Raw genomic sequence first — 25358 nt, forward strand, 5'->3', positions numbered from 1 at the left:
GCGACTCCGCGAGGTGACGAATCCCTTTTCACCTCCGAACGTCTCGTACCGGTATGAACATTCTCGACGGGGGCGAGGGCGGCGGCCAGTTGGTCCGCACCGCGCTCGCGCTGTCCGCGGTCACAGGCGAACCGTTCCGGATGCGACACGTCCGGCGCGCTCGCGCGAACCCGGGATTGCAGGCCCAGCACTGCGCGGCAATCGAAGCAGTCGCGGCCGTCTGCAACGCCGAGACGGGGGGCGTCGAAGTGGGGTCGGAGTCGTTCACGTTCGAGCCGAACGAGGACATCGACGAGGACGCCGACCCGGCGGACCAGGGGGTTCTCGGCGGGAGCGTCTCCGTGGAAGTCGGCACCGCGGGCAGCGTCCCGCTGGTGTTCGACGCCTTGCTCCCGGTCGCCATCGCGCTCGACGAGTCCTTCACGGCCCGCCTGGAGGGCGGCACCGACGCGAAGTGGGCGCCGCCGTTCGACTACTTCCAGCACGTCAAACTCCCCGTCCTGCAGGAGCACGGCCTCGACGCTGACGTCACCCTGAATCGCCGTGGCTTCTACCCGCGCGGCGGCGGGAAGGCGACGCTGACCATCGAGCCGTCCACGCTCGACGCCCTCGACGTCACCGAACGCGGCGAGCGCGAGTCGCTGACCGCGTACTCCGTCGCCGAGGAGTCCGAGGCCGAGGACGACGTCGCGGAGCGCCAGGCCGAGCCCGCGCCCGACGCGGCCGACGTCGAGACCGAGTACGTCGAGGCGGACTGCTCGGGGTCGGCGTTCGTGCTCGCAGCCGAGTACGAACACTCCCGCGCGGGCTTCGCGGAGCTCGGCGAGATGGGCGTCGAACCCGAGACGGTCGGCGAGAAGGCCGTCGAGCGCTTCGAGGCGTTCGAGGACGGCGACGCTGCCGTCGACGAGTACCTCGCCGACCAGCTGCTCCCGTTCGTCGCGCTCGCGGGCGGCGAAGTCCGGGCGCCCGAAGTGACGACGCACGTCGAGACCTGCATCGACCTCCTCGCGGAGTTCGGCTACGACGTGAACGTCGAGGAAGACGGCGACACGGTCCTGCTGTCGGCTTGACATCCTCCCCGCCCTGAAGGGCGAGGATTCCCGCGTTGGGATATTGTGGTCTACGACGTGACCTGTTCTCGCGGTGCGAAGCAGCCGCTCTCTGAATCGAACAGGTACGTCGATGGCTGTGCCAACCAGCCGTTACTCCTATTCACCGACAGATTCGGTGAACTCGGAGATACTTTCTGCCGAATGTTCTCAGCACCGTTCACGTCCGCGTTCGCCACCGTCTCGCACTCGTCACAGACGTACAACCCGCGCTCCACACGGTTCGCGCCACGCTTCCGACCACAGCACGAACACGACTTCGACGTATCACGCTCCGATACTTGCTCGACCGTGATGCCTTCCACCTCGGCTTTGTACTCAAGCATCGAGGTGAAGCGGTTGAACGCCCACGAGTGCAGGTCGAGGTTTCCGTGCTTGCCCCAGTTCTTCGACTCGCCGTTCTCCTCATCCTCGCGGATGTCGGAGAGGTCGCCCACCACGATCGTTCCCACACCTTTGTCTACGCACCGTTCGACGATGTGCTTGGAGAGGGTGTGGCAGTAGTGGGTGCGCCGAGCCGACTTCTTCTGGTTCAACCGCGTGGCCTGCTCGGAATCGGAGTCATCACAGCGAGCGATGCGTTTGCTGAAGTAGTAGTCGTCCTGCTTCAAACAGTTCAGCGGGTACAGTTCGCTGTGACCGTCCTCGTAGGCGAGCGCGGCGAAGTTGTTGATACCGAGGTCAACACCCACGGTTTTCTCACCGGGTGCTTCAGAAACCTCGATTTCGACCTTGCACACGAAGTGCAACTCCCACTCGTCACTAGTCCAGACGGCTCTGGCTTGTTGTACGCTCTCCACGGTGGAGAGATCAACGCCAGGCTGAGTCTGATACTCGCAGAGGATGAAGTCCGACCAATACTCCTTGAGGTTCGAGCCTTTGCTAAGTCTGACTCTCCCGTACTCGGTGTCGAGTTTGAAGCCAGCGGCTTTGAATGTGACCGTGCTTCGCGGGTGTTCGTCACCGTGTTTGCGGTACTTCGGCGGGTTCGCCCGCGTGTCTCCGTTGCGCCGTTTGCCGTACCAGCCGTTGAACGCCTCAGCGAGTTCTTGAAGGACTCGCTGACTTGACTGAGAATGCAGGTCATCGTAGCGTTCGTGTGACTTCAGGTACGCGGTGAGTTCGTTGTGACTGGGAATGTGGCCGATTTCATTCCACACACGGTCGCAGACCCACCGCCCAACGTTCCAGAGTTTCGAGGCCGAGAACCCGAGCGAATCAAGGTCGTCAGACACCTGTTGCTGGTTCCGTATGGAAGCAGTGTAGGTGCGGGTGACGACCTGTTTCGCCATACGTAATCTATGTAGTCAAACTCACTTGAAGATGTGGATGACGCAACGTGGAATATCCTGCCGTGCAATCGAACGGTGAATTGTGTAGTCGATTGTCGGATTGATCCCCGCTCTGAAGGGCGAGGCTTTCTCCTTGCACTTCCGTAACCGCGGCTCCTTTCTACAGGACGAGCGTGGCGAGCCCGGCAGTCACGGCGCTGATGGCGAGCCAGCCGGCGAAGTTCCACCACGGCACCCCGCGGACGCGCGGCCCGGGGAGGTCGTCGGTGTACGTCCAGCGGCCGTCTGCGACGCCGCGGTGGTCGACGAGCACGTCGTAACCAGTTGCGAGTACGGCCGCGAGCGCGACTGCCAGCCAGCCCTCGGTGACGAGGAGCGCCGCGCGGAACGCGACGTAGACGGCGCCCGTCCACCCGAACAGCACGTAGACCGGGACGCCGAGGACTTTCGGGCCGACGTGGTGTTCGAGCCAGCCCAGATTGATGACGACTGCTTCCGCGACGAACGCGACGGCAGCGCCGCCGCCGAAGAACGCGAGCACGGCGACCGGCGGCCACGTCAGCACGGCGTGCGCGAATGCGACGAGGCCGACGGCAGCGACGCTGGTAGCGAACGCGCGATTGCTCGGCATGCAGCAAGCGAGAACGCGGGTCGGAAAAAGTTAGTCGGTGAGGCCGTAGCCGCGCTGGAACAGCCAGACGTCGATAGCGAGCACGACCACGGTGAGCGCCGACAGCACGACGAGCGCGGTGTCGGGCTCGATGTCGGAGACGCCGATGATGCCGTAGCGCACGCCGTTGACCATGTACACCATCGGGTTCAGGTAGCTCGCGGTGCGCGCGAGCCCGTCGAGGGCGTCGAGGCTGTAGAAGACGCCGCCGAAGAACACCAGCGGCCGGAGGATGAACTGGTTGAGCACCGTGAGGTGGTCGAAGTCCTCCGCGACGAGCCCGCCGATGACGCCGAACGCCGCGAACAGCGTGGTGATGACCCCGAGGAACGCCACCGCGTAGAACGGGTGGGCGAGCGTTCGGACGGGCGTGAACAGCGCGCCGATGACGGCGATGAGGATGCCGATGAGGACGCCACGGAGCGCCGAGGAGACGACGTACGCGACGACCATCTCCCAGTACGCCATCGGGCTGGTGAGCGCTTCGTGAATGTACTCGTTCCAGCGCCCGTGGAAGATGGAGAAGGAAGCGTTCTCGAAGGCGTTCGAGACCGCGCCCAGCACGGCCAGCCCGGGGAGGATGAATTGGATGTAGGGGACGCCGCCGATGTCGCTGATGCGTGCGCCGAGGATGACGCCGAACACGCTGAAGTAGAGTACGTTCGTGATGAGCGGCGGCAGGAACGTGTTGTACGGCCGGCGGACGAACCGCAGAATCTCGCGGCGCGTCAGCGCCTTCAGTCCCGTCGAGAGATTCACGGCGCCACCTCCTGTTTCTCACTGTCCTCGTGGTCGCCGCTGCTGCCGTCGGTGGCGTCGCCGCCGGTGCGGGTGATGTCCACGAAGACGTCTTCGAGGCTGGTGCGCGCGACGTCGACGTCGAGGACGCGGTGGCCCGCGGCCTCCAGTTGGCGGATGGCGACCGGGACGACTTCACTCCCGCTGCTCGCGCGCAGCGTCAGCGTGCTCCCGTCGACGGTCACCCTATCGACGCGGTCGTCGTCGATGGTCGGTGTCGCCGCGGGCGCGGCGTCGAGCGTGAGCGTCACCTCGTCGGTGCCGCGCTCGGTGAGGTCGTCGGGCGTCGCGACGGTCACTTTCTGCCCGGAGTCGATGATGGCGACCTCGTCGCAGAGGCGCTCGGCCTCCTCGATGTAGTGCGTGGTGAGGAGGATGGTGGTACCGTCGTCGTTGAGTCCGCGGATGACCTCCCAGAGGTCGTGGCGCAATTCGACGTCCACCCCGGCGGTGGGTTCGTCGAGGATGAGGAGGTCGGGGTCGGTGACCATCGCTCGCGCGAGCATGAACCGGCGCTTCATCCCGCCGGAGAGCCAGTCGAAGCGCGTCTCGGCCTTCCCACCCAGTCCGACGGTTTCGAGGGCTTCGGCGGCGCGCTCGGCGGCCTCCTCGTCGGAGACGCCGTGGTAGCCGGCCTTGTGCATCAGCACCTCGCGAATCGGGAAGAAGCGGTCGACGTTGTACTCCTGGGGCGCGAGCCCGATGGCGTCCCGGGCTTCCCGGTAGTCGTCCTCGACGTCGTGGCCGAACACTTCGGCGGTGCCACTGGTCTTGCGGGCGAGCCCGACGAGCGTGTTGATGAACGTCGTCTTCCCCGCGCCGTTCGGCCCGAGCAACCCGAAGAAGGAGCCCTCGGGAACGGACAGCGAGAGGCCGTCGAGCGCGCGGACGTCCCCGTACTCCTTGACGAGGTCGTCGGTGCGTATCGCTGGCGGCATTTAAAATACGGAAGGCACGTGACGCGGTTAAGGCCACGGAAGTCGGCGGCCGGTTCTGGGTCAGCCCGTGTTCTGCATGCCCGCGGCGACGCCCATCACGGAGAGCCGGAGCGCGCGCTCGGCGCTGGGACTCCGGTGTTTGCGGTCCAGGAGCTCCACTTGCAGGAAGTTCAGCGGGTCGACGTAGGGGTTGCGGCGGTCGAGGCTCTCGCGGAGCCACGCGCGGTCGACGAGGTCGTCGCGGCCCGTCACCGACAGCACCTCGTCGCGGGCCTGCTCGTACTCGTCGTCGATGCGCGGCTGGAAGCGCTCGCGGAGGTCGTCGGGCGCGAGCGCGGCGTACTCGTGGGTGATTTCGGGTTCGCTGCGCGCGAGCGCGAGCGCCGCGTTGTCCAGCGTCGTCCGGAAGAACGGCCACTCCTCGTACATCTCCGCGAGGAGGTCGTCGTCCTCGCAGGCCGCGAGGCCCGCGCCGAGGCCGTACCAGCCGGGGATGACACACCGCGTCTGCGTCCACGAGAACACCCACGGAATCGCCCGCAGGTCCTCGACGGCACGCTCGCCCGTCCGGGAGGCGGGCCGCGACCCGAGGTTGAGGTCTTCGACGACGTCGATGGGCGTTATCGCCTCGAAGTACGAGACGAACCCCTCCGAGTCGAGGAGGTCGCGGTACGCCTCGCGCGCGGTCTCGGCCATCTCCTCCATCGCGTCGACCCACTCGTTGGGGACGTCCGGGTTGTCCTCGGCGATGGCGGCGTGGCGCGCGCGCACTTGGGCGTTCAGCATCTGCTCGAGTTCGCGCTCCGCGATGCGGGGGTTGCCGTACGTCTCCGCGATGGACTCGCCCTGCTGGGTGAACTTCACGTCGCCGGTCACCGTCTCCTTGGGGAGCGCGAGCAGCGCCTCGTTCATCGGGCCGCCGCCCCGCGAGATGGAGCCGCCGCGCCCGTGGAAGAAGCGCACGTCGACGTCGTGGTCGTCGCAGATGGCGGCGAGTCGGCGCTGCGCGCGGTCCAGTTGCCAGTTCGCCGCGAGGAAGCCGTTCTCCTTGTTGGAGTCAGAGTATCCCAGCATGATCTCCTGTGTGCTGTCGCGGGCCTCTACGAGCGCGCCGTACGCCTCGTTCTCGAACAGCGTTCCGAGAATGTCGCGGGCGTTCGACAGCGCCGACCGCGTCTCCAGGAGGGGTACCACGTCGAGGCCGGCGTGGTCGGGCAGCGAGAGCACGCCCGCCTGGTCCGCGAGGAAGACGACCTCCAGCACGTGACTCGGTTCCTCGGTCATGCTGATGCAGTACGCGTCGATGGCGTCCGGGCCGTACTCGCGGTGCCAGTCCGCGAGCGCGTCGAAGCGCCCGAGCACGCGCGCCGTCTCGTCGTCCACGCCCTCGGTGTCTTCGAGGTCCACCACGGGGTCGTCCTGCAGGACGGCTTCCGTGAGGAACTCCACGCGCTCGTCCTCGCTCATCCCCGCGTAGTCGATGCCCTCGCGGTCGAGCGCCTCTCCGACCGCGTGCGTGTGCTTCTCGCGGTGGTCGCGGAGGTCCAGGGCCGCGAGGTGGAAGCCGAACGTCTCCACGCGCCGCACGAACGGCACGACGTGTTCGTCGGCGACCTTCCCGAGCCCGGCCTCCCGCAGGCCGGCTTCGAGCGCGCGAACGTCCTCAAGCAGGCTCTCGGCGTCCGCGTAGCCGCCCGGCTGGACGTCGGTCACGCGGTCGACGCGCTCCTGCACGACGGCGACGACCTGCCGGAACAGTTCGTCCGGGTAGCGCTCGGCGACCTGGTCGACGACCCGGGGCACGTCCTCGCTGGCCTCGTCGAGGAGGTCCGCGGCCGCCTCGCTGTCCACGCGCGTGCCGTCCATCGAGAGCGCGCCGAGCAGGTCGTCGAGGTCGTCGAGGTAGCGCTCGGTGACGAGCCGGCGCTGCCGGTCGAGTACGCGCTCGGTGGTCTCCACGGTGACGTAGGGGTTGCCGTCGCGGTCCGAGCCCGCCCACGACCGGAACGCCAGCACTTCCGGAATCTCGGGCGGGTCGTCGTAGCGCTCGGCGAGCGCGTCGTCGAGGTCCGCGTACACCTCCGGCACGACGTCGTAGACGGCGTTCGCGAGGTAGAACTGGACGTCGCGCGCCTCGTCGAACGGCGTCGGCTGGCGCTCGCGCACGCGCCGCGTCGTCCACAGCGACTCGACGTTCGCCTCGATGCGCCGCCACGTCCGCTCGCGCTCGCGGGGCGTGAGCCGGCGCTCGTCGAGTTCCTCGAGCAGTTCGCGGATGCGCTTGAGGTGGGCTTTGACGGTCTTCCGCCGCGCTTCGGTCGGGTGCGCGGTGAACGTCGGCACGACGTGGACGTCGTCGAGAATCCCGGCGACGTCGTCTGCGCTCGCGCCCGCATCGGCGAGCACGTCTACCGCTCCGCGAACGCTGTCCGCGAGCGTGCCCTCGGCCTCGCTGCGGCGGAGTTCGCGCACGCGCTCGCGCTCCTCCGCGAGGTTCACGAGTTCGAAGTAGCCAGCGAACGCCCGCGCGAGGTCCTCGTAGCCGTCCACGTCGGCTTCGGCGACGACCTCGCGGAGGGCGTCGCGGTCGTCGCTGTCGCCGCGTCGGTAGTCGATGGCGGCCGTGCGCGCGGCCTCGACGGCGTCGTAGGCCGCCGGCGACTCGTGGGTGCGCATCGCGTCGCCGAGCGTGGCACCGAGTTCACGGACGTCCTCGCGGACGCTCCTGCTGTGCAAATCCATACCACACAGGTGGTCGTGCGGGGTTTTCAAAACACGGGTCGACCCGACATATTGCCACTCGATTACGAGTATGGAATTAGACTACTCGCTCGGACTCGCCCACGGTGCCGCTGCCGGCGACGACTCGGGTGCGACGGTGACGTTCGTCTCGTAGGTCACGCGCGCGTCCTGCACGTAGACGGCCACGGTCGCGCTGTAGAGCGCCGGGACTGCCGCCGGCGACCCGTTGCTACGGTCCGCGTACGTGCCGGCAGCCACGTCATCGTCCGCGTTCGGCACGTCCACGACGAACCCGTACTTGCCGTTCGCGTTCCCGCCGTTCTCGACGCTGATGCTGTAGGGCGCGCTGACGTTCTCGGCGAACGTCCAGTTCGCGACCCGCGTCCCGTTCACCGTGCCCTCGGTGACGTCGATGGAAGCGGTGCCGGACTCGACGTAGGTCTCTGCGAGCACGTCGCCGGTCTCGTTCCGGACGTCCACGTCGGTGTAGTCGGCGTTCGTGCCGTTCTCCGAGACTTCGACACGCCACGACGCGGTTCCGTCCGAGAACGTGAACGCCACGGGGCTGCCGCTCGTCGGCGTGACGACTGCCTCGAAGCGCCGCGTCTCGCTCACGTCTACGGCTGCCGTCCAGTCGGTCGTCCCGTTCGCGTCCGAGAAGTTCCGCTCGTCGGCCTGCACGATGCGCGTCCCGTTCTCGACGCTTCGGACGGAGGCTGCCGTGATGGTGCCGCTGCTCGCGGACAGTAGCGACGCGTTCGCGTCCCACGTTTCGACATTCGCGCTCAGCGCGCTCCGGAGGTTCGCGTGGTCGGCGTCGTCGTACGCGTTCGTCTGGACGAGCAACCCGCCGACGGCGACCTCGGTCGCGCGCTCGTAGCCGACCACGTCGTCGGTCTCGCCGTGGTTCCGGGTGGCGAGGTTCTCCGTGAACACGACCGCGTTCAACACCAGCGCGAGCACCACGAACGCGAGCGCGAGTCCGAGCCCCGCGACGAGCAACAGCTGGCCGCGGTCCCGGTCCATGTCTCCGGGAGAAGCGGGCGGAGTACAAAAGGATTGTCGCGCGGCTACTCCGTGCGCGCGGTGCTGACGAGCGCGACGCCGACGCCCATCACGACGCCGCCGAAGGCGAATCCCGGGCCCAGCGTCTCGTCGAGCAGGAGCGCGCCGAGCACGCCGCCGACCAGCGGCTGCGCGAAGAAGCACGCTGCGACTACGGTCGCCGTGGTGCGTTCGACGCCGCGGTACCAGAGGAACCACGCGGCCGCCGTGCTCGCGATCCCGAGGTACGCGACTGCGCCGACGACGCCCGGCGTGAGGGGGACGGTCGCGCCGGTCATCGCGAGTTCGACGGCGGCGAGCACGCCGAGCACTGGCACCGCGGCGAGCGAACTGTACGTCGCCGCGACGAGTGCGCCGTGCTTCCGGACGAGGCGCGCGCCGTCCACGGTGTAGGCGGCCCACGCCGCACTCGCGACGAACAGCACCGCGACGCCGACCGCGCTCCCGCCGCCGATAGAGAGCCCGTACTGGCCCGCGACGACGAGCGCGGTGCCGACGCCGGCGAGCGCCATCCCGCCGGTGGAGCGCCACGTCAGCCGCTCGTCGAGCATCGTGACACCGAGCAGCAGCGTGAACACGGGCGTCAGCATCGTCAACAGCGACCCCTGACTGGCGGTGGTGCGGTCGGTGCCGACGAACTGCGTCGCCAGCGTGAGCGCCACCCACGCGCCCAGTCGGAGAAAGCCGCGACGGTCCCGCGACGAGAACGACGCCTCCGTTCCGAGCGCGCGCAGCGCGACGTAGAGCGCGACGCCGCCGACCACGATTCGGAGGAACGCCAGCGTCACGGGCGGCACGGAGGCGAACCCCCACTTGCTGACGACGTACATCCCGCCCCAGAGGCCGGCGGCGGCCAGCGGCGCGGCGGCGTCTCGGAGTCCCATAGTCGCTCGCGGACGCCCGCCCCCTAAGTCCCATCGAACCCCGGGAGGCTTTACCGACACCCGCCGTACCGCCGCCCATGCGCGTGGTCGTCCTCGGCGCGGGGTCGCTCGGGTCGCTGCTCGCGGGAGCGCTCGCCACGGCGGACGTGGACGTGACACTGCTCGGCCGGGACGGCGACCACGTCCGTCGCGTCCGCGAGCACGGCCTCCGGTTCACACATCCGGACGGCCGCGAGGAGCAGATTTCGCTGGACGTGGCCACGGAACACGCGGCCGCCGCGGACGCCGACCTGCTCGTCGTCTGCGTGAAGAGCTACGACACCGGCGACGCACTCGCCGACGTCGCGGGTCACCTCGACGACGCGGACGTGCTCACGCTCCAGAACGGCCTCGGGAACGCCGAAGTAATCGCTGACCACGTCCCCCGAGAGCGCGTAATTGCGGGGACGACGACGCACGGCGCGGTCCGCGAAGCGCCCGGGCACGTCCGACATGCGGGTCGTGGCGACACCACCATCGGCCGCTACTTCGTGGAGAACGACGCCCGCGTCGAGGCCGTCGCCGACTGCTTGACTGCGGCGGGTATCGAGACGAGTGTGACCGACGACCCCGAGGCCGCTGTGTGGACGAAGGTGCTCGTGAACGCGGGTATCAACGCGGCGACGGCGCTCGCGCGCGTGCCGAACGGCGCGCTCGTCGAGTCCGAGAGCGGCGAGCGCGTGCTCCGGCGCGCGGTCGAGGAGGGCGTCGCGGTCGCGCGCGCCGAGGGAATCGCGGTGCCGCGGGACGCCGTCGAGCGCACGCGCGAGGTCGCCGAACGAACGGCGACGAACCCGTCCTCGATGCGGCAGGACGTCGAGCGCGGTCGGCGCACCGAAATCGAGGCGCTGAACGGTGCGCTCGTCCGGCGCGGCGCGACCCACGGCGTGGAGACGCCGGTCAACGAGACGCTGGCGAACCTCGTGCGGCTCGCCGAAGAAAAGTAGGGTCGCGGACTACGCCTCGTTGCGCGTGACTTCGTAGGAGAACTGCATCGCGTTCTCCGGCATAATCTTCACCGACCACGCCCCCGCGTCGGGGTCGTCGAGTCGGTACCGGAACGTCTGGTGTTCGCCGCTGTCGGCGTACGTTCCATCAGTGGTCGCCTGCCGGCGGGACGAACCGAGGTCGACGGTGCCGCGGTTCGTCACGCTGACGCGCTCGGCTGCGACCTCCGTGCCGTTCGGCGAGACGAACGTCACGTCGAAGCTCGCCGGCTCGCTGTCGGCGCTCCGGTAGCGGCTCGCGGACAGGTCGAGGGTCACGTTCTCGGTGTCGTCGCTCACTTCGAACGACGTCTGGAAGGGCTGGTCGGGCTGCGTCCACACCTGGAAGCGGAGGCTGACGCGCTGCCAGTACGAGGAGCGGTCGGGGCGCGCCGGGTCTTTCAGCCCGAGGTCGAGTTCGGCGCGGTAGTCGCCGCGGTCGGCGTCACTCGGCGGCGTGACGGTGACTTCGATGGTCGCCGTCTCGCCGGGGGAAATCTCGTTGGGCGCGTCGATTTCCACCCACGAGCGTTCGAGCCTGTCGCGGTTGGCGTGGGGCCGGTAGCGGTCCTCGGTGACGAGTTCGGGGCTCACCGGGACGGCCTGGTCGCCGGTGTTCTCCACGACGAACTCGCGGGTGAACGAGTCGCCGGCCTGCACCTGCGAGTGCATGTACGTGTCCGAGACGACGCGCACGGTGGGCTCCTGCCAGACTTCGACGTTCAGGGAGACGCCGTTGGCGGGCTGCGCGGGGCGACCGGGGTAGGAAATCGTCTCGTTCGTGAGCGCGATTGCCCCGGCGTACCGGTTGAGTTCGGCGTCCTCGGGGACGGAGACGGTGACGTCGAACTCGCGCTCCTCGCCGGCGTCGAGCTGGAGGTCGGAGGTGCCGATGGAGACCCACGACTCCTCGACGGGGCGCTCGCCGCGCGGCGGCACGAACAGGTGCGGCGAGAGCGTCACGGCCTCGTCTTCGCCGTTCTCGACGGTTATCGTGACGGTCTTGCTCTCACCGGGCTTGAGGCGGAGGTTGCGGTACTGTTCGTCGACGTACAGTCGCGTGTAGTTCGTCTCGCCGTCCGACTGCTGGACCGCGTCCGCGTCAGTGTCGGCGGTCGCGGGCGAGTCGGCGGCGGGGCTGTTCGGCTGGGCGAGTGCCGTGGCGCCCGCTGCCGAGACGACGAGGACGGCAGCGATGGCGACGGCGGTAATCGTTCGCGCGTTCATGTGTACCTGCCAGTCCCGGCAGCGCTGTCGCTACGTCGCGGTACCAATCAGGGGCTCGCGGGGACCAGCGTCGTGACTGTCGGATGGTCGACTATTAGTAGTTCGGTTAGGTCAAACGCCGATAGAACCGGCGACAGACTCTTGTGGGTGCGACGGCCGTCCGACGTCAGGATTCCGCGGGGCGCGGACAGTCGTAGGTGTCGCGGACGGTGTCTGCGAGAATCGAGTTCTTGTGCAGGACGAGGTAGACGACGACGAAGTCGTGTTCGAGCGGCCGGAAGACGAACACCTCGTGCTCGCAGTCCTCCTCCTCGTTCAGCCGGTCGATGAGCGGCTCCAGCGGGAGCGCCCCGGTCTGTATCTCCTCGAAGACGTCGCGCTCGCCGGGCTGTTCGGCGAACGCGTACACCGCGCCGTTGGGTTCGCCGTCCGCGCTGAACGTCGGTCGGCCCTGCACGCCGGTGCCCTCCTGGTGGGCTTGCTCCATCGTGTCGAGGGCGGCCTCGAACAGGCCCGAGACGGCGTCGGCGTACGTGAACAGCGTGCGCTTGCGGACGTCGAGTTCGGCGAAGCGCGCGTCGCCGTCGTCCCACGAGAGCGTCGCGTCGACAAGGTAGCCCGGGCGAAGCGCGTCGACCGCGAGGTCGTCGTACCCCTCAGCAGCGACGCGGACTGGCTCGTGGTCGGCCCGGTCGAGCAACAGGAGGTCGTCGGCGTGCTCGGGGGCGGCGCCGAGCACGCGGAACGTGCTCTCCGTCGTAGTCTCCATGCGCCGAGATTGCGCGCGAGAAGGGATAAGGCCGTCCGTCTCCGCGTCCAGTCGCGCCCCGGCTGTGCCCCTGGCCGCCGGCACCGGCTGGTCGTGTCGGGAAAAGATAAGAATCGACGAACCGGAAGACGTTTCCTGTTGTTCGCGGCCGAACGACGCGCTCAGTCCGCGGAGACGCGGCCCGCGTCGTCGGCAGCGTCCGCACAGCGGCGCTCGGTGTCGACGACGCGGAGGTCGCCGTCGAGCGTGACGTCCATCGCCTCGCTGTCCAGCACGATGGTCACCGTCACGCGCGTCGGGTCGGCGTCGTAGGTCGTCGACGCGTCGGTTACGCACCACGGGAGCGTCCAGTGCTTGCGCGTGTCGAGTTCGACGCCGTGGTCGGCGTGGAACGCCACCACGCTGGAGTTGTCCAGAAGCGACAGCCCGACCGGCGAGGAGATGGTGTGCTGGCACTGCACACACGTGTGGTCGACGCGCACGTCCAGTCCGAGCAGGTCCTCGTCGTCGGGGACGACGGCGGTGTCCACGCGGCCACCACACTCCGGGCAGACGCCGTCCGCGGCGAGACAGTGGAGGTGGCGCACGCGCTGGTCGAACGCCGCCTCGATTTCGGTCGTCGAGCGGTCGCGCAGCCCGCCCGGTGGGAACGCGTACCGGCCGTAGACGCTCCCGCAGTCCGTACACCGGACGGTGAGGCGCTCGTCGGCGTACGCGGCTTCCAGCGAGCCGCCGCAGTCGAAGCAGTCGCCGGTCACCGGGAACTCCAGTTCGACGCGCTCGGTGAACGTCCCCGCGAGGATGGCGCGGACGACCTTCTCGCCGGCGTACTGGAACTCGTAGCCGCCCTCGACCTGCCGCACGAAGTGGTCGGTGAGCTTCGAGAGGTGGTAGTTGAACTGCGCGCTGTCTTTCATCCCGACACGCTTGCGGAGGTCCGAGAACGCGACCGGGTGGTCGGGCGCCAGCCACAGCTCCTGCAGGATAGTGATTCGGGTCTCGTTCCCGAGCAGCGCGAACGCCTCGGCGGGCGGCAGACTGTCGTCGAGGCTGCCGTCCGGGTCGAGGGGCGCGCCGTCGAGAGGCGTATCGGAGCCGCTCATGCGCGGACGTACACGGACACGGGGCATAAGCCCTCGCAAAAATTCGATTATGTAACTTACGCGAGAGGAGTCGCCAGTACCACCGCGGCCGCCGTCGCGAACACGCCGAGGGCGAACAGGCCGACGTTCCAGACGGTGCTGTCGGCGGTGGTCAGCCCCAGCGAGTAGCGCTTGCTCGACACCGGCCACAGCGCGGCGACGCCCATCGGCGTGAGCGCGTCCGCCAGCAGGTGCGCGAGAATCGCGAACGCCGCGACCCCACCCGCACCTACAGTCAGCTCGACTGCCTGGTCGGGCGCGAGCGCGAGTCCAGCCGGACCAGTGAGGAGCCACGCCCCGCCACCGACGAGGGCGCCGACGACGCCAGCGAACAGTAGCGTGTGCGTGACGCCGCGGTGCGAAATCAGCGGGACGTCGTGGTCGGCGTCGGGCAGCGGCGTCAGCGCGAGCACGAGCGCCAGCCCCGCCCCAGCCGCGACGACGCGGCCCAGCGAGCCCAGTACGTACAGGACGGGTGCGTACGCGAGCAACGCGACGCCGTAGTGGCCACTCCGGTACACAGTCTATCGTCGGCTTCGAGCAAGTAGAGGGTTCCGAGAGCGACTCAGGGCTGGCGCACGAGCAACACCGCGCCGACGACGAACGCCAGCAGGTACGCGGGGTGGCCCTGCGCGTACGCTATCGCCTCCGGCAGCGCCGCGCTCACGTCGCCCGTCGCGACCGCGGTGTCGAGCGTCTGGCCGGGCGCCTGCGCCCACAGCGCGAAGTGCGCTATCGCTGCCACGCCGAACACCACACCGACCAACTGGTACGCTCGGTCCGCCAGCGCGTTCCCGAGAGCCTCCGTAATTCCCATACGCGAGTGGAGGCGCCGCCACTAGAAAAACCGTCCGTAGTCGAGCGACTCGCTGTTCGAAGTCGATGCGTGCGTACACACAGCGGTCGCTACGTCGTGTAGCGTCTCAAAAAATTGGAACGTCGGCCGTCACTGAAAGCGACGGCGGATAGGACTTAGTTGCGGACGAGGTTCGTCGCGCGCGGGCCCTTCGGGGAGGACTCGATGTCGAACTCGACTTCCTGACCCTCTTCGAGGTCGGGACCGCCGATGTCCTCCATGTGGAAGAACACGTCCTCGTCGTCGTCCACGTCGTCGCTGTCAGTCGAAATGAAACCGTAGCCGCCAGTGTCGTTGAAGAAGTCAACCTTGCCTTCTGCCATTACAAACAATCGTAGGGCCGCTTCGGGGATAACGCTTCCGAGAGTCGAGTTACCACGGACCTTCGGGGGTGTTCGTCGCCGATTCCAGCCGGCCAGCGTTCCACTCGACTACTGTTAAGGGCGTCCACGAGCGAGTTCACGGCATGTCAGCGTTCCAGACGCGCACCCGGGAGTGCCAGCAACGACTCCAGGAGCGCGGCGCTAGCGGCGTCGTCCTGTTCCCGAGTCCGAATCTCTACTATCTCGGCGGGTTCCGCGAGGAGCCCGGCGAGCGACACCTCTTCCTGTTCGTGCCCGCCGAGGGCGACCCGGCGTTCGTCGCGCCCGAACTGTACGGCGAACAGCTCCGGGAGGCGACGTGGGTCGAGGACGTCCGGCTGTGGGCGGACGTCGAGGACCCGACCGAGTTGGTCGCCGAAACTGCGAGGGACCTCGGGATGACCGACGGCGAACTGCTCGTTGACCCGACGATGTGGGCGCGCTTCACGCAGGACCTCCGCGCGACGCTCCCGGACGCGACGTGGGGGCTCGCGGACGAGGTGCTCGGCCCGCTGCGCGTGCAGAAGGACGACGCCGAGTTGGACGCGCTCCGGCGCGCCGCGGACGCCGCCGACGCCGCGATGGAGGACGTCCGCGACCTCGGCGCGGACGCTATCGGGATGACGGAGCGGGAACTCGCGACGTTCGTCGAGGACCGCCTCGTCGCGCACGGCGGCGACGGCACCTCCTTCGAGACCATCGTCGGGAGCGGGCCGAACGGAGCGAAACCACACCACCACCGGTCCGAGCGCGAGATTCAGCGGGGTGACCCCGTGGTGTTGGACTTCGGGACGCGCGTCGACGGCTACCCCAGCGACCAGACGCGCACGGTCGTGTTCGCGGGCGACCCGCCGGCCGAGTTCGAGCGCGTCCACGACGTCGTCCGGGAAGCACAGCAGGCCGCGGTCGACGCGGTCGAACCGGGCGTCCCCGCGGAGGACGTGGACGCTGCCGCGCGCGAAGCCATCGAGGATGCGGGCTACGGCGAGGCGTTCGTCCACCGCACGGGCCACGGTGTGGGGCTCGACGTCCACGAGGAGCCGTACATCGTCGGCGGCAACGACCGGCCGCTGGCGGAGGGAATGGTGTTCTCGATAGAGCCCGGCGTCTACCTCGACGGCGAGTTCGGCGTGCGCGTCGAGGACCTCGTGGTCGTCACCGCGGACGGCTGCGAGCGCCTCAACGACACGCCGCGCGGCTGGCGGGCGTAGCGCGGCGGACGCCCCACGACGTTCGGCCCGGTCTGTATTTCGTTCCGAAATAGTTGCGTTTTTGTCCGGCCCACGCCGAGCACGAGGTAGTCGTGGTCCCGAACCCGTTCAGTCGGCTCCTCCGCGAAATCGGGCTGGCGCTGGCGCGCCTCGGGCTCATCTCCGAGGAGCGCGCGCGCCGGACCTCGGACCTCGCGTGGCCCCGCATCGTCACCGGCGTCGCGCGCATGTCCAAGAGCGCCGCGGACGTCGCCATGGTGGGCGTCGTCCTCGGCAGCTCCGCCATCGCTGGCGTCGGGTTCGCCGGCCCGTTCTGGGGCGCCGCGTTCAGCCTCGGCGGCGGCCTCGCGGCGGGGACCATCGCGCTCGTCTCCCAGCGCTTCAGCGCCGAAGCCTACGACGAACTCGGGCAGGCCATCCGGTCGAGCACGCTGCTCGTGTTCGCGACGACGCTCCCGGTCGCCGCGCTGTTCTACCTCTTCCCCGTCGAACTCATCGACCTGCTGACCGACGACCCCGCGGCCGTCACGTACGGCGCGGACTACCTCCGCGTGCTCGCGTTCGGCGTCCCGTTCGCCGGCCTCAACCTCGTCGGGAGCCGCTCGCTCATCGGCGCCGACGACGCGTGGACCGCGATGGTGTTGCGCGCGGGCGGCGCCGTCGTCAACATCGGCCTCAACGCCGTGTTCATCTTCGCGCTCGGGTGGGGCGTCGAGGGCGCGGCGCTCGGCACCGTCGTCAGCAACGTCGTCATCGTCGCGGCGTTCGTCGTCGGCATCACGCGCGGCCGCCTCCCACTCGTCGGCGCGTTCCCCGTCACCGTCTCCCCGTTCGGCGGCTACTGGGACCGCGAGACGTGCCGCGACGTCGTCACCATCGGCCTGCCGGTCGTCGGCCGGAACTCCGTCTGGACGGGCGCGCGCTTCCCTCTGCTGGCGTTCGTCGGCCTGCTCGGTTCCGAGGTCGTCGCCGCGTACGTCGTCACGCGGCGCATCTGGGGCATCATGAACGCGCCCGGCTGGGGGTTCGGCCTCGCCGCGTCCAGCCTCGTCGGGCAGGAACTCGGCCGCGGCGACGAGTCTACCGCGGAAGCCTACGGCCGCGAAATCGTCGTGTTCTCCGTCGCCACGTACGCGCTGTTCGCCGCGCTCGTCGCCATCTTCGCCCGGGACATCGTCGTGCTGTTCGTCGAGGACCCGACGTCCGCGAGCGTCCCCATCGCAGTCGGGATGGTGTACGCGGCCGCGCTCGCCATCGTTCCGCAGGGCGTCACGAGTGCGGTCGCGGGTGCGCTCGACGCCACGGGCGACACTCGCTGGCCGTTCTACAGCCGCGTCTTCGGCATGTTCGGGCTCGCCATCCCGCTGGTCTATCTCGGCGCGACGACGTCGCTGGGGATTATGGGCGTCTACCTCGCGTTCTTCGCGGAGACGGTCGCGCCCGCCGTCATCAACTACTATCGCTTCGCCACCGGGAAGTGGAAGGCCATCAGCCGGGGCTACCGGCCGGAAGCCGCGACCGACGACTGAGAAGGGAAGCCGTGGGGGGGAGTTGAACCCCCGACCGGTCGATTACAAATCGACTGCTCTGGCCACTGAGCTACCACGGCGCGCGTCGCCACCTCAACGTACAGCCAACGACGAAATAACCCCTTTGATACCCGCCGGGTTCGCCGCCCGACTCCGGGACCGGCCACACGTGGCCTCCCGTGGCCGGCGACGAGCTTTTTGTGTGTGCCGAGCGAGCAGCCGACAATGCACTGGAGTGGTCGCGCGTGAGTCTGTCCGTGTCCAGCTCGGCGTTCGACGACGGCGCCCGGATTCCCGAGCAGTACGGCCACGACGCCGCGAACGTCAACCCGCCGCTGTCGATTTCGGGCGTGCCCGACGACGCGGTGTCGCTGGCGCTCGTCGTGGACGACCCGGACGCCCGGGAGCCCGCCGGAAAAATCTGGGACCACTGGACGGTGTGGAACGTCCCGCCGAGCGTCGAGGAGATTCCAGAGGACTGGGACGCGAGCGCCGACGGCGCAACCGAGGGGACGAACGACTTCGACGAGCGCGGGTACGGCGGGCCGGCCCCGCCGGACCGCGAACACACGTACCGATTCAAACTGTACGCGCTCGACACCGAACTCGACCTGCCCGAGTCGGCGGGCCGAGAAGAGGTCGAAGCCGCGGTCGAGGGCCACGTCATCGACGACGCGCTCCTCGAGGGGACGTACGCACCCTGACGCGCGAGCGCTCGCGAAGAGTACGGCATTTACGCCAGCGCTCCCTTCTCGGGGTATGGTCGCGCCGCTCGCCGTCGACATCGACGGGACGCTGAGTCGCCCGGACCGGTCCATCGACAGCCGCGTGCTGGACGTGCTCCGGGAGTGGGAGGCGCCGGTCGTGATTGCGACCGGGAAGGCGCTGCCCTACCCGGTCGCGCTCTGCCAGTTCGTCGGCGTCGAAGAGCGCGTCATCGCGGAGAACGGCGGCGTCGCGTACGTGAACGACGAACTGTTCTACTTCGGCGACCGGGACGCCGCCGCGGACGTCCGCGAGGCGTTCGCGGACGCGGGCTTCGACCTCGGCTGGGGGGAGTCGGACCTCGTGAACCGCTGGCGGGAGACCGAATTGGCGGTGAACCGCGAGCGCCCGCTGGACGTGCTCACAGAACTCGCCGACGAGCACGGCCTGAGCGTCGTGGATACGGGGTTCGCGTACCACGTGAAGGCCACCGAGCCGAGCAAGGGCGCAGCCCTAGAGGTCGTCGCCACGGAACTCGGCTACGAGCCCGCGGACTTCGCCGCCGTCGGGGACTCCGCGAACGACGTGGAACTGTTCGACGTGGCCGGCGAGTCCTACGCCGTGGCGAACGCCGACGACGCCGCGCGCGACGCGGCCCAGATCGTGCTCGACGAGTCGTACGCCGACGGCTTCCTCGCAGCGACTCGGCGCATCCGTGCCGAGTAGCGAATCGGGGAACCGTTTAGTGGTGCCGCACGAACCACGAGACATGGACTTGGCCGCGCGGCTCGCGGACGCCCCCTCCCCGACGATGACGATGCTGCCGGACGGGAGCGTCGACCGCCGGTTCGGCGTGCTCGACCGCGGGCACGCCACCGAGAGCCGCAGCGTGTTCGTCGAGCAATTGTCGGGCGGGCAGCGCTCGTTCGTCACCGAGCACCGCGGCGTCGAACCCGGCGGACAGGCGGTGAACGCGGCGATACAGGGCCGCGAATTGGGCGCGGACGTCGAACTGTACGGCCACCTCGACCACGAGGTGTTCGGGGTGCTCGACGCGGCCGCCCACTCGATGGGCGCGCCCGCGTCCGTGAACGTCTACGAATTCGAGGACTCCGCGATGATGCTCACCACGGAGTCGACGGACATCCGGACGTGGACGTACGACGACCTCGTGAACGTGGGCGGCGACGAAGCGCTGGACGCGGACGCGGTGGTCTGGACGAACTGGTCGTCGCTGGCGAACTCCACGGACGCGCTCCACCGCGCGGCCGACCGCCCCGGCGAGGGTGGCGTGCTCGTGCTCGACCCGGGCGGCGTCGCGGTGCGCACGCCCGCCGAGCGCGCGGGCTTCGTGGACGCGCTGGGCGCGCTCGCGGACCGCTACGACGTAATCGTGAGCGCGAACGACGAGGAACTCGATTCGCTGGCGTCGGCGGTCGGGATCGAGGGCAGCGTCGTCGAGGAAGCCCGAGAACTCCGTGAAGTCGCGGGCATTACGGGGGTCGTGATGCACGGCGAGGAGCGCGCGGTCGCCGCCACGCGCGAGGACGTCGTCGCCGTGCCGAACTTCGAGACGGCGGACGTCTCCCGGTTCACGGGCGGCGGCGACCGCTTCTCGGCAGCGCTCGGCTTCGCGCGAGCCTGCGAGTGGGAGTGGGAGCCGTCGCTGTGGCTCGCGAACGCGTGTGCGTCGTACTACGTCGGCACGGGGCTGACCGGCGACCGCGCCGCCATCGCGGAGTACACCAGCGAGGCGGCGGTGCTCGCCGGTGACGGGAGCCACAACGATTAACCGTCAACCTGTCGATAGAATTATCGATGAGCGGCGACGCAGGGCGCTCCGCTAGCGCCCCGGACACTGGCGAGGCCCGAGAGGGGACGACGCTCGTTCTCGGCGAAACCAGTCACGACGACGCCTGCCGCCGACTCACCCACGAGAGCGCCGACGACGCGCACCGCGTCCGCGCGACCGTCGGCGAGGCGTCGGGACGGTGCTGCACGAGCGTGGACCACCTGTACGACACGGGCGTCTACGACGACCTCGCGCTCTCGGAGGCCGGCGTCGTCGTCTCGGACACGATTGCGAACCTCGACGGCGACGCCACCGAGTCGGACCGGCTCGTCGTCTGCGTGGACGGCCTTCCCCGACCCACCGACGAGACCGGCCGCCAGCAGCTCGTCCAGTTCCTCCACGCCGTCACGCACCGCGTCGGCACCGCGAACGGCCGCTGTCACGCCCACCTCGCCGTCGACGCCGACGACGACCTCGCCGAGGTCGTCGGACCGCTGTTCGAGACGGTCGTCGACGCCAGTTCCTAGTCGTCGGCCGCGAGGTCGTCGGCGTGGTCGTGTTCCTCGAAATCCGCGCTCTCGGGTACGTCACTAGTGTCGTGGACGCCGACCGGCGGGAGGTTCACGTCGGCCGCTGGCGACGCTCCGAGGTCGGTCTCGCTGTCGATGCCCGCCATCTCGCCGTCGGCGTCGCGGGCGTCCTGGTCGATGCGCATCGAACAGAACTCCACGCCACACATCGAGCAGAAGCGCGCGTCCTCGTAGTTGTCGCCGGGGAGCGTCTGGTCGTGGTAGTCGCGGGCGCGCTCGGGGTCGAGCGCGAGGTCGAACTGCCGCGACCAGTCGAACTCGTAGCGCGCCTCCGAGAGGGCGTCGTCCCAGTCGCGGGCGCCCGGGAGGCCGGCGGCGACGTCGCCGGCGTGCGCGGCGATGCGGTAAGCAGCCATCCCCTCGCGAACGTCCTCGGCGTCCGGGAGGCCGAGGTGTTCTTTCGGCGTGACGTAACACAGCATCGCAGCGCCCGCACGCGCCGCCTCGGTCGCACCGATGGCGCTCGTGATGTGGTCGTAGCCGGGCGCGACGTCCGTCACCAGCGGCCCGAGCACGTAGAACGGCGCGCCGTCGCAGACTTCCTGCTGGCGCTCGACGTTCTCCCGAATCTCGTCCATCGGTACGTGGCCGGGGCCTTCGACCATCACCTGGACGCCGTGGTCCCACGCGACCTGCGTGAGCTTGCCGAGCGTCTCCAGTTCCGCGAATTGGGCGTCGTCGCTAGCGTCCGCCAGCGACCCGGGGCGGAGCCCGTCGCCCAGTGAGAACGTCACGTCGTGCTCGCGGAATATCTCGCAGATGTCCTCGAAGTGCGTGAACAGGGGGTTCTGGGAGCCGTTCTCCTCCATCCACTGCGCGAGAATCGATCCGCCGCGCGAGACGATGCCAGTGGTGCGGCCGTCCGTTAGCGGGAGGTGTTCGGCGAGCACGCCCGCGTGTATCGTCATGTAGTCGACGCCCTGCTCGGCCTGCTTCTCGACGACGTCCAGCAGGAGGCCGGGCGTGATGTCGGGAACGTCGTCGACGCGCGTGACGGCCTCGTAGATAGGGACCGTGCCGACGGGCACCGGCGAGTGCTCGACCTGCATCTCGCGGATGTCGTCGAGGTTCGCGCCCGTCGAGAGGTCCATCACGGTGTCCGCGCCGTAGTGGACCGCGGTGTGGAGCTTCTGGAGTTCCTCCTCGCGGCTGCTGGTGGTCTCGCTGTTCCCGATGTTGGCGTTGACCTTCGTGGCGAACTTGCGCCCGATGGCCATCGGGTCGAGCGAGGCGTGTTCGTGGTTGTTCGGGACGACGGCCTGCCCGTCGGCGACTTGCTGGCGGACGAACTCGGGGTCGCGGTTCTCGCGTTCGGCGACTCGTTCCATGGCGGGCGTGACGGTCCCGTCGCGGGCGTGTTCGAGCTGCGTCGGCATGAATAACTAGGTTGTAAAACTAGGTAATAAAACGTGGTGGTGGCCGCGGCTCGAGGAAAGAAAACGTCGGGAGAACTGCGTCGCCTCAGGCGTGGGGCTCGAAGACTTCCTCGTGGAGCCGGCCGGTGACCGTATCGAGGAGCGTCTCGAGGTTCTGGGTGTCGTAGCGATTGTACTCCACGAGCTTGTCGAGGGCGGCCTCGTCGCCGTCCTCGTAGCGGTGCCAGAGCCGGACGGCTTCGCGGCCGTCTACGTCCATCCCGCCGCGGTCGATGCCGAGGTCCTTTTCGACCTGCTTGAGCCCGCCAGTCAGGTCGAGGCGTCGGCAGAGGTACATCAGGTCGAGGTGCGGGACGTCGACGCTGACGTCGTAGTTGTGCTCGACGAACGGCTGGTCGAAGCGCTTCCCGTTGAACGACACCACGAGCGAGGCGTCCAGCAGCTCCGCGAGGTTCTCGCTGGTGAGGTCGTCGCCGCGCACGAGCGTCTCGGTGCTCCCCCCGTGGTGGACGCTCACCGTCGTCATGTCGCTGGAGCGCTTGTCCAGGCCGGTGGTCTCGATGTCGAAGAACGCGACGTCGTCGGCGACGTTCTCGTAGAGCCGCCAGAGCGCGTTGTTCGGGAACGTGTCGGCGAAGAAATGGGTGTCGCCCGTGTCGAGCGCGGCCCGGGCGTCGTCGATGAACGCGTGGACGTTCGCGGCGGTGGTCTCGCCGACGCCGGGCGCGCTCGCGTCGAAGTCGTCCCAGTGCGTGACGCCGTGCTGCCAGAGGCGTCGCTCGGTTGTCTCGCCGACGCCGGGAGCGGGGATGAAGGAGTTCTCGACGCGCATACTACTCGGTGGGCGCCTGCGGTACAAAGGCGTCGCGGTCCCGCGGTCGCGGCCGCGGTCGCGTCAGTCGACCTGACAGTTGTTGCCCGCCGCGATGCTGCCGTCCACGTTGATGCGGATGGTGACCTCGGTGAGCGTGGCTTCGGGCCCGCAGGTGAGCCGGCCGAGCGTCCGCATCGGCTCGTCGCCGGTCGGCTTCGCGACCGAGTAGAAGACCGTGGCGTTCCGCGGGACGTTCTCGAACAGCGCAGTCGTGTTCTGCGTGCCGTTCCAGCGGTACGTCCGCGACTCCACGCCGTCACCGATTGGCCGGAGGGAGACCGTTCGCGGAACGACTGTCTCCGGGATGTCCTCGGTGCCGCGGGCGTCCGGGTACTCCAGCACCGTGCCGTTCACGAGTTCGACGGCGAGCCCTTCGTGGCCGGCGGGTGCGGTGCTGACCGTGACGACCGACGCGTCCGCGTGGTCGTCGACGACGTGCACGCGAACGTCGCTCCCGGGCTCTTCGGGTGTTCGGTCCACGGGCGGCGCGGTGCAGCCGCTCAGCAGCACGGCGACGGCGAGCACCAGTCCGATTGCGCGAGTGTTCACAGTTGCGCGTCGCGCGGCAGCCGTATGACGATTGCTATCAGTCCAGCCCCTCCCGCACGAACGTCTTGACGCCGCGCCGGAGGCGCTCGCTGACCGCTTGCGAGGAGATGCCGAGTTCGTCGGCGACGTCGGACAGCGACGCCTGGCGGGGGACGTCGTAGTAGCCCAATTCCGCGGCGGTTACGAGCGCCTCGCGCTGTTTCGCGGAGAGCCCGTACTCGTCGCCGAGCGCCGTCTCGGTGTCGCTGTAGACGCCGCGCAGGGTGACGTCGACGCCGCGCGCTTCGACGCGCGGCTGGAACTCCGAGAGGCTCTCCCGGTCGGGGAACCGGAGCCGCGCCTCCACGCCGTCTGCCGACGAGGAGACGTCGAGGCGCGAGGCCTCCATGCGGTCGTCTATCGGGTACAGCGACACGGGCGTCTCGCCGCTGACGGCCACCCGGTAGAGCCGGCGGTCGTCGGCGTCCTCGACGAGCGTGAGGTCCGCGACCGTCGGGTCGTCCGCGACGGCGGCTTCGAAGTCGTCGAGGTCGCCGTCGGACGCCCACACGAACAGGACGGGCTCGTCGGGGTCGGCGGCGACGGCTTGTTCGACGTCGAGTTGCACGCCGCTCTCTTCGAGCGCTGGCATCAACGGCAGTCCCGGGTGCCGGAACGTGAATTCGGCGATGACCCCCACGTGTTCACCCAGAACCCGGTGACAGATATATCAAACGGTTGTTACTATTGGCGATAACTGGATGGCGATAGCACGGACGAAACGAGAGGTTATCCACGAGCGAGACGCGTGGACGACTGCGAACAGCAAACCGTCGCACGGCGACGCGGTTGAACCTCTGCCCTGCCCAGTAATGGATTTAAAACCGGTCGGTAGCGAGGAGTGTATTCGGTAGCCGACCCGTCCCGCGAATTGTCGGCGGAAGGCTTCAGTCCGTCCGGCCCGTACCCCTCCCCGTGCGTCGAATCGCGCTCGCCGTCGTCGCCGGCTCACTCGTCCAGGCTGCGCTCCTCGCGGCCGTCTCGGGGTTGCCACACCACCACCCGAGCGTCGGGACGATTGCGTTCCGCGTGCTCTCGGTCGGTGCCGTCGGCGGGTTCGTCGCGGCGGTCGCCGCCGACCACGCGCCGTTCCGCGCGGGCGCCGCGACCGGCAGCCTCGCGGGTGTCGGCGTCGGTGCGGGGTTCTGGTGGCTCGTCTTCTACGGCGACACGGTGGGAATCTTCCACCACTTCCACTACGCGCTCGTGACGACGACCGCACTCGTCGACCTCCTCACGGCCGTGCCGCGCCTCGTCGTCGCTGGCGGGGCGCTCGTCGTCGCAGTCGCGTTCGCCGCTGGCGGGCTCGTCGGCGGGTACGCCGCGAACCGCCGGCCCTGAGTCTACGTCATGGCGCGCGACGCTACCAGTCCGAGCAGCCACGTGACCACGAGCCCCGTGACGGTCGCGGCCGTCTCGCCGGCGACCGCGCGCACGACGGTCGCCACGAGGAGGTAGCACGCGCCGACCGCGCCACAGGCCGCCAGCGCCCACGCGACGCCAGCGAGCCGGCTGTCGAGGCGCTCGGTCCACGAGTCCGCGTAGATGTTCGGGACCGCGACGCCCGCGAGAATCACGAGGGCGAACGCGTCCCGTTCGCCCGGCACGTGCGAGAAGACCAGCGAGACGCCGGCGAGCGCGACGACGACCGACGTGGTCGTCACGGCGAAGTCGACGCTGCCGAGCCACGACCGGAACCGCGAGAGCGCGCTCATAGTGGCTGGTTCCGCGCTGGCGGCTTCAACGTAGCGGCGAGTCGCGCGCGGTGAGGGGCGAGACCGCAACGCGTTAGGGGCGGAGGCGGCGTACGT

27 protein-coding genes and 1 tRNA gene are annotated in these 25358 nt (G+C 68.9%); 9 read left to right on the top strand and 19 right to left on the bottom strand.

What is annotated here, in order from left to right:
- Window positions 1–53: 53 nt before the first annotated feature.
- Window positions 54–1073 carry an RNA 3'-terminal phosphate cyclase gene (rtcA, locus tag LPA46_RS03605; protein ID WP_230891417.1) on the top strand — a complete coding sequence of 340 codons (1020 nt, stop codon included), beginning with the start codon at window positions 54–56 and terminating at the stop codon, window positions 1071–1073.
- 50 nt (window positions 1074–1123) lie between these two features.
- On the opposite strand, the gene LPA46_RS03610 is transcribed toward rtcA, so the two are convergent.
- From LPA46_RS03610 to LPA46_RS03640, 7 genes are all read right to left on the bottom strand, one after another.
- Window positions 1124–2404, bottom strand: coding sequence for an RNA-guided endonuclease InsQ/TnpB family protein (locus LPA46_RS03610; RefSeq protein ID WP_230891418.1), 1281 nt, complete (start codon window positions 2402–2404; stop codon window positions 1124–1126).
- A gap of 160 nt (window positions 2405–2564) precedes the next feature.
- A complete protein-coding gene (locus LPA46_RS03615; RefSeq protein WP_230891419.1) occupies window positions 2565–3035 on the bottom strand; it encodes a carotenoid biosynthesis protein in 471 nt (156 codons plus the stop codon).
- A gap of 30 nt (window positions 3036–3065) precedes the next feature.
- On the bottom strand, window positions 3066–3833 hold the full coding sequence (locus LPA46_RS03620; RefSeq protein WP_230888491.1) for an ABC transporter permease: 768 nt from the start codon (window positions 3831–3833) through the stop codon (window positions 3066–3068).
- Window positions 3830–4810: an ABC transporter ATP-binding protein gene (locus LPA46_RS03625; protein ID WP_230891420.1), complete on the bottom strand. Its 981-nt coding sequence runs from the start codon at window positions 4808–4810 to the stop codon at window positions 3830–3832. The genes LPA46_RS03620 and LPA46_RS03625 overlap by 4 nt, the downstream gene beginning before the upstream one ends.
- Window positions 4811–4870: 60 nt before the next feature.
- Window positions 4871–7552, bottom strand: coding sequence for a phosphoenolpyruvate carboxylase (gene ppc, locus LPA46_RS03630; protein ID WP_230891421.1), 2682 nt, complete (start codon window positions 7550–7552; stop codon window positions 4871–4873).
- 81 nt (window positions 7553–7633) lie between these two features.
- A complete protein-coding gene (locus tag LPA46_RS03635) occupies window positions 7634–8578 on the bottom strand; it encodes a DUF7261 family protein (protein WP_230891422.1) in 945 nt (314 codons plus the stop codon).
- 44 nt (window positions 8579–8622) lie between these two features.
- Window positions 8623–9501, bottom strand: a complete 879-nt coding sequence (locus tag LPA46_RS03640) for a DMT family transporter (RefSeq protein ID WP_230891423.1) — start codon at window positions 9499–9501, stop codon at window positions 8623–8625.
- Window positions 9502–9578: 77 nt separating this feature from the next.
- On the opposite strand from LPA46_RS03640, the gene LPA46_RS03645 reads away from it, so the two are divergent.
- Window positions 9579–10487: a ketopantoate reductase family protein gene (locus LPA46_RS03645; RefSeq protein WP_230891424.1), complete on the top strand. Its 909-nt coding sequence runs from the start codon at window positions 9579–9581 to the stop codon at window positions 10485–10487.
- Between the two features lie 9 nt (window positions 10488–10496).
- Here LPA46_RS03645 and LPA46_RS03650 read toward each other — a convergent pair whose 3' ends face one another.
- From LPA46_RS03650 to LPA46_RS03675, 6 genes are all read right to left on the bottom strand, one after another.
- Window positions 10497–11753 carry a hypothetical protein gene (locus LPA46_RS03650; RefSeq protein WP_230891425.1) on the bottom strand — a complete coding sequence of 419 codons (1257 nt, stop codon included), beginning with the start codon at window positions 11751–11753 and terminating at the stop codon, window positions 10497–10499.
- 166 nt (window positions 11754–11919) lie between these two features.
- A complete protein-coding gene (locus tag LPA46_RS03655) occupies window positions 11920–12522 on the bottom strand; it encodes a DUF6663 family protein (RefSeq protein WP_230891426.1) in 603 nt (200 codons plus the stop codon).
- A gap of 161 nt (window positions 12523–12683) precedes the next feature.
- A complete protein-coding gene (locus tag LPA46_RS03660) occupies window positions 12684–13625 on the bottom strand; it encodes a winged helix-turn-helix domain-containing protein (RefSeq protein WP_230891427.1) in 942 nt (313 codons plus the stop codon).
- 56 nt (window positions 13626–13681) lie between these two features.
- Window positions 13682–14185 carry a metal-dependent hydrolase gene (locus LPA46_RS03665; RefSeq protein WP_230891428.1) on the bottom strand — a complete coding sequence of 168 codons (504 nt, stop codon included), beginning with the start codon at window positions 14183–14185 and terminating at the stop codon, window positions 13682–13684.
- 44 nt (window positions 14186–14229) lie between these two features.
- Window positions 14230–14481, bottom strand: coding sequence for a hypothetical protein (locus LPA46_RS03670; protein ID WP_230888481.1), 252 nt, complete (start codon window positions 14479–14481; stop codon window positions 14230–14232).
- A 155-nt stretch (window positions 14482–14636) separates the two neighbouring features.
- Entirely contained in the window at window positions 14637–14843 is a 207-nt protein-coding gene (locus LPA46_RS03675; RefSeq protein ID WP_230888480.1) for a cold-shock protein, read from the bottom strand.
- A gap of 143 nt (window positions 14844–14986) precedes the next feature.
- Between LPA46_RS03675 and LPA46_RS03680 the strand changes: the two genes are divergently transcribed.
- Together LPA46_RS03680 and LPA46_RS03685 are read left to right on the top strand one after the other, a co-directional pair.
- The gene (locus tag LPA46_RS03680) at window positions 14987–16093 is read left to right on the top strand and encodes a M24 family metallopeptidase (RefSeq protein ID WP_230891429.1); all 1107 of its coding nucleotides are present in this window, start codon (window positions 14987–14989) and stop codon (window positions 16091–16093) included.
- 92 nt (window positions 16094–16185) lie between these two features.
- On the top strand, window positions 16186–17622 hold the full coding sequence (locus LPA46_RS03685) for an MATE family efflux transporter (protein WP_230891430.1): 1437 nt from the start codon (window positions 16186–16188) through the stop codon (window positions 17620–17622).
- 7 nt (window positions 17623–17629) lie between these two features.
- On the opposite strand, the gene LPA46_RS03690 is transcribed toward LPA46_RS03685, so the two are convergent.
- Window positions 17630–17702, bottom strand: a tRNA-Thr gene (locus tag LPA46_RS03690).
- Window positions 17703–17867: 165 nt separating this feature from the next.
- Between LPA46_RS03690 and LPA46_RS03695 the strand changes: the two genes are divergently transcribed.
- From LPA46_RS03695 to LPA46_RS03710, 4 genes are read left to right on the top strand one after another with little or no spacing between them, the layout of a single operon-like run.
- Window positions 17868–18326, top strand: coding sequence for a YbhB/YbcL family Raf kinase inhibitor-like protein (locus LPA46_RS03695; protein WP_230891431.1), 459 nt, complete (start codon window positions 17868–17870; stop codon window positions 18324–18326).
- A gap of 55 nt (window positions 18327–18381) precedes the next feature.
- On the top strand, window positions 18382–19053 hold the full coding sequence (locus LPA46_RS03700; protein ID WP_230891432.1) for a phosphoglycolate phosphatase: 672 nt from the start codon (window positions 18382–18384) through the stop codon (window positions 19051–19053).
- Window positions 19054–19096: 43 nt separating this feature from the next.
- Window positions 19097–20119: a carbohydrate kinase family protein gene (locus tag LPA46_RS03705; RefSeq protein ID WP_230891433.1), complete on the top strand. Its 1023-nt coding sequence runs from the start codon at window positions 19097–19099 to the stop codon at window positions 20117–20119.
- A gap of 26 nt (window positions 20120–20145) precedes the next feature.
- The gene (locus tag LPA46_RS03710; RefSeq protein WP_230891434.1) at window positions 20146–20646 is read left to right on the top strand and encodes a DUF7504 family protein; all 501 of its coding nucleotides are present in this window, start codon (window positions 20146–20148) and stop codon (window positions 20644–20646) included.
- Here the strand turns inward: LPA46_RS03710 and thiC are convergent.
- The 4 genes from thiC to LPA46_RS03730 all read right to left on the bottom strand — a co-directional run bounded on the left by thiC (window position 20643) and on the right by LPA46_RS03730 (window position 24187).
- Window positions 20643–22085 (bottom strand): phosphomethylpyrimidine synthase ThiC, encoded by a 1443-nt coding sequence (gene thiC / locus LPA46_RS03715; protein ID WP_230891435.1) that lies wholly within the window; start codon window positions 22083–22085, stop codon window positions 20643–20645. The two genes, LPA46_RS03710 and thiC, sit on opposite strands and share 4 nt — an antisense overlap.
- An 85-nt stretch (window positions 22086–22170) precedes the next feature.
- A complete protein-coding gene (locus LPA46_RS03720) occupies window positions 22171–22917 on the bottom strand; it encodes a ribonuclease H-like domain-containing protein (protein WP_230891436.1) in 747 nt (248 codons plus the stop codon).
- A gap of 63 nt (window positions 22918–22980) precedes the next feature.
- Entirely contained in the window at window positions 22981–23508 is a 528-nt protein-coding gene (locus tag LPA46_RS03725; protein WP_230891437.1) for a hypothetical protein, read from the bottom strand.
- A gap of 37 nt (window positions 23509–23545) precedes the next feature.
- Entirely contained in the window at window positions 23546–24187 is a 642-nt protein-coding gene (locus LPA46_RS03730) for a helix-turn-helix domain-containing protein (RefSeq protein ID WP_230891438.1), read from the bottom strand.
- A gap of 275 nt (window positions 24188–24462) precedes the next feature.
- Between LPA46_RS03730 and LPA46_RS03735 the strand changes: the two genes are divergently transcribed.
- Entirely contained in the window at window positions 24463–24888 is a 426-nt protein-coding gene (locus LPA46_RS03735; RefSeq protein WP_230891439.1) for a hypothetical protein, read from the top strand.
- Between the two features lie 2 nt (window positions 24889–24890).
- Here the strand turns inward: LPA46_RS03735 and LPA46_RS03740 are convergent, their stop codons facing one another.
- Complete coding sequence (locus LPA46_RS03740; protein ID WP_230891440.1) at window positions 24891–25262, bottom strand: hypothetical protein; 372 nt, start codon at window positions 25260–25262, stop codon at window positions 24891–24893.
- Between the last annotated feature and the right edge of the window lie 96 nt (window positions 25263–25358).

This window comes from Halobacterium sp. KA-6 (assembly GCF_021029015.1).
In the GTDB taxonomy this organism is placed as follows: Archaea; Halobacteriota; Halobacteria; order Halobacteriales; family Halobacteriaceae; genus Halobacterium.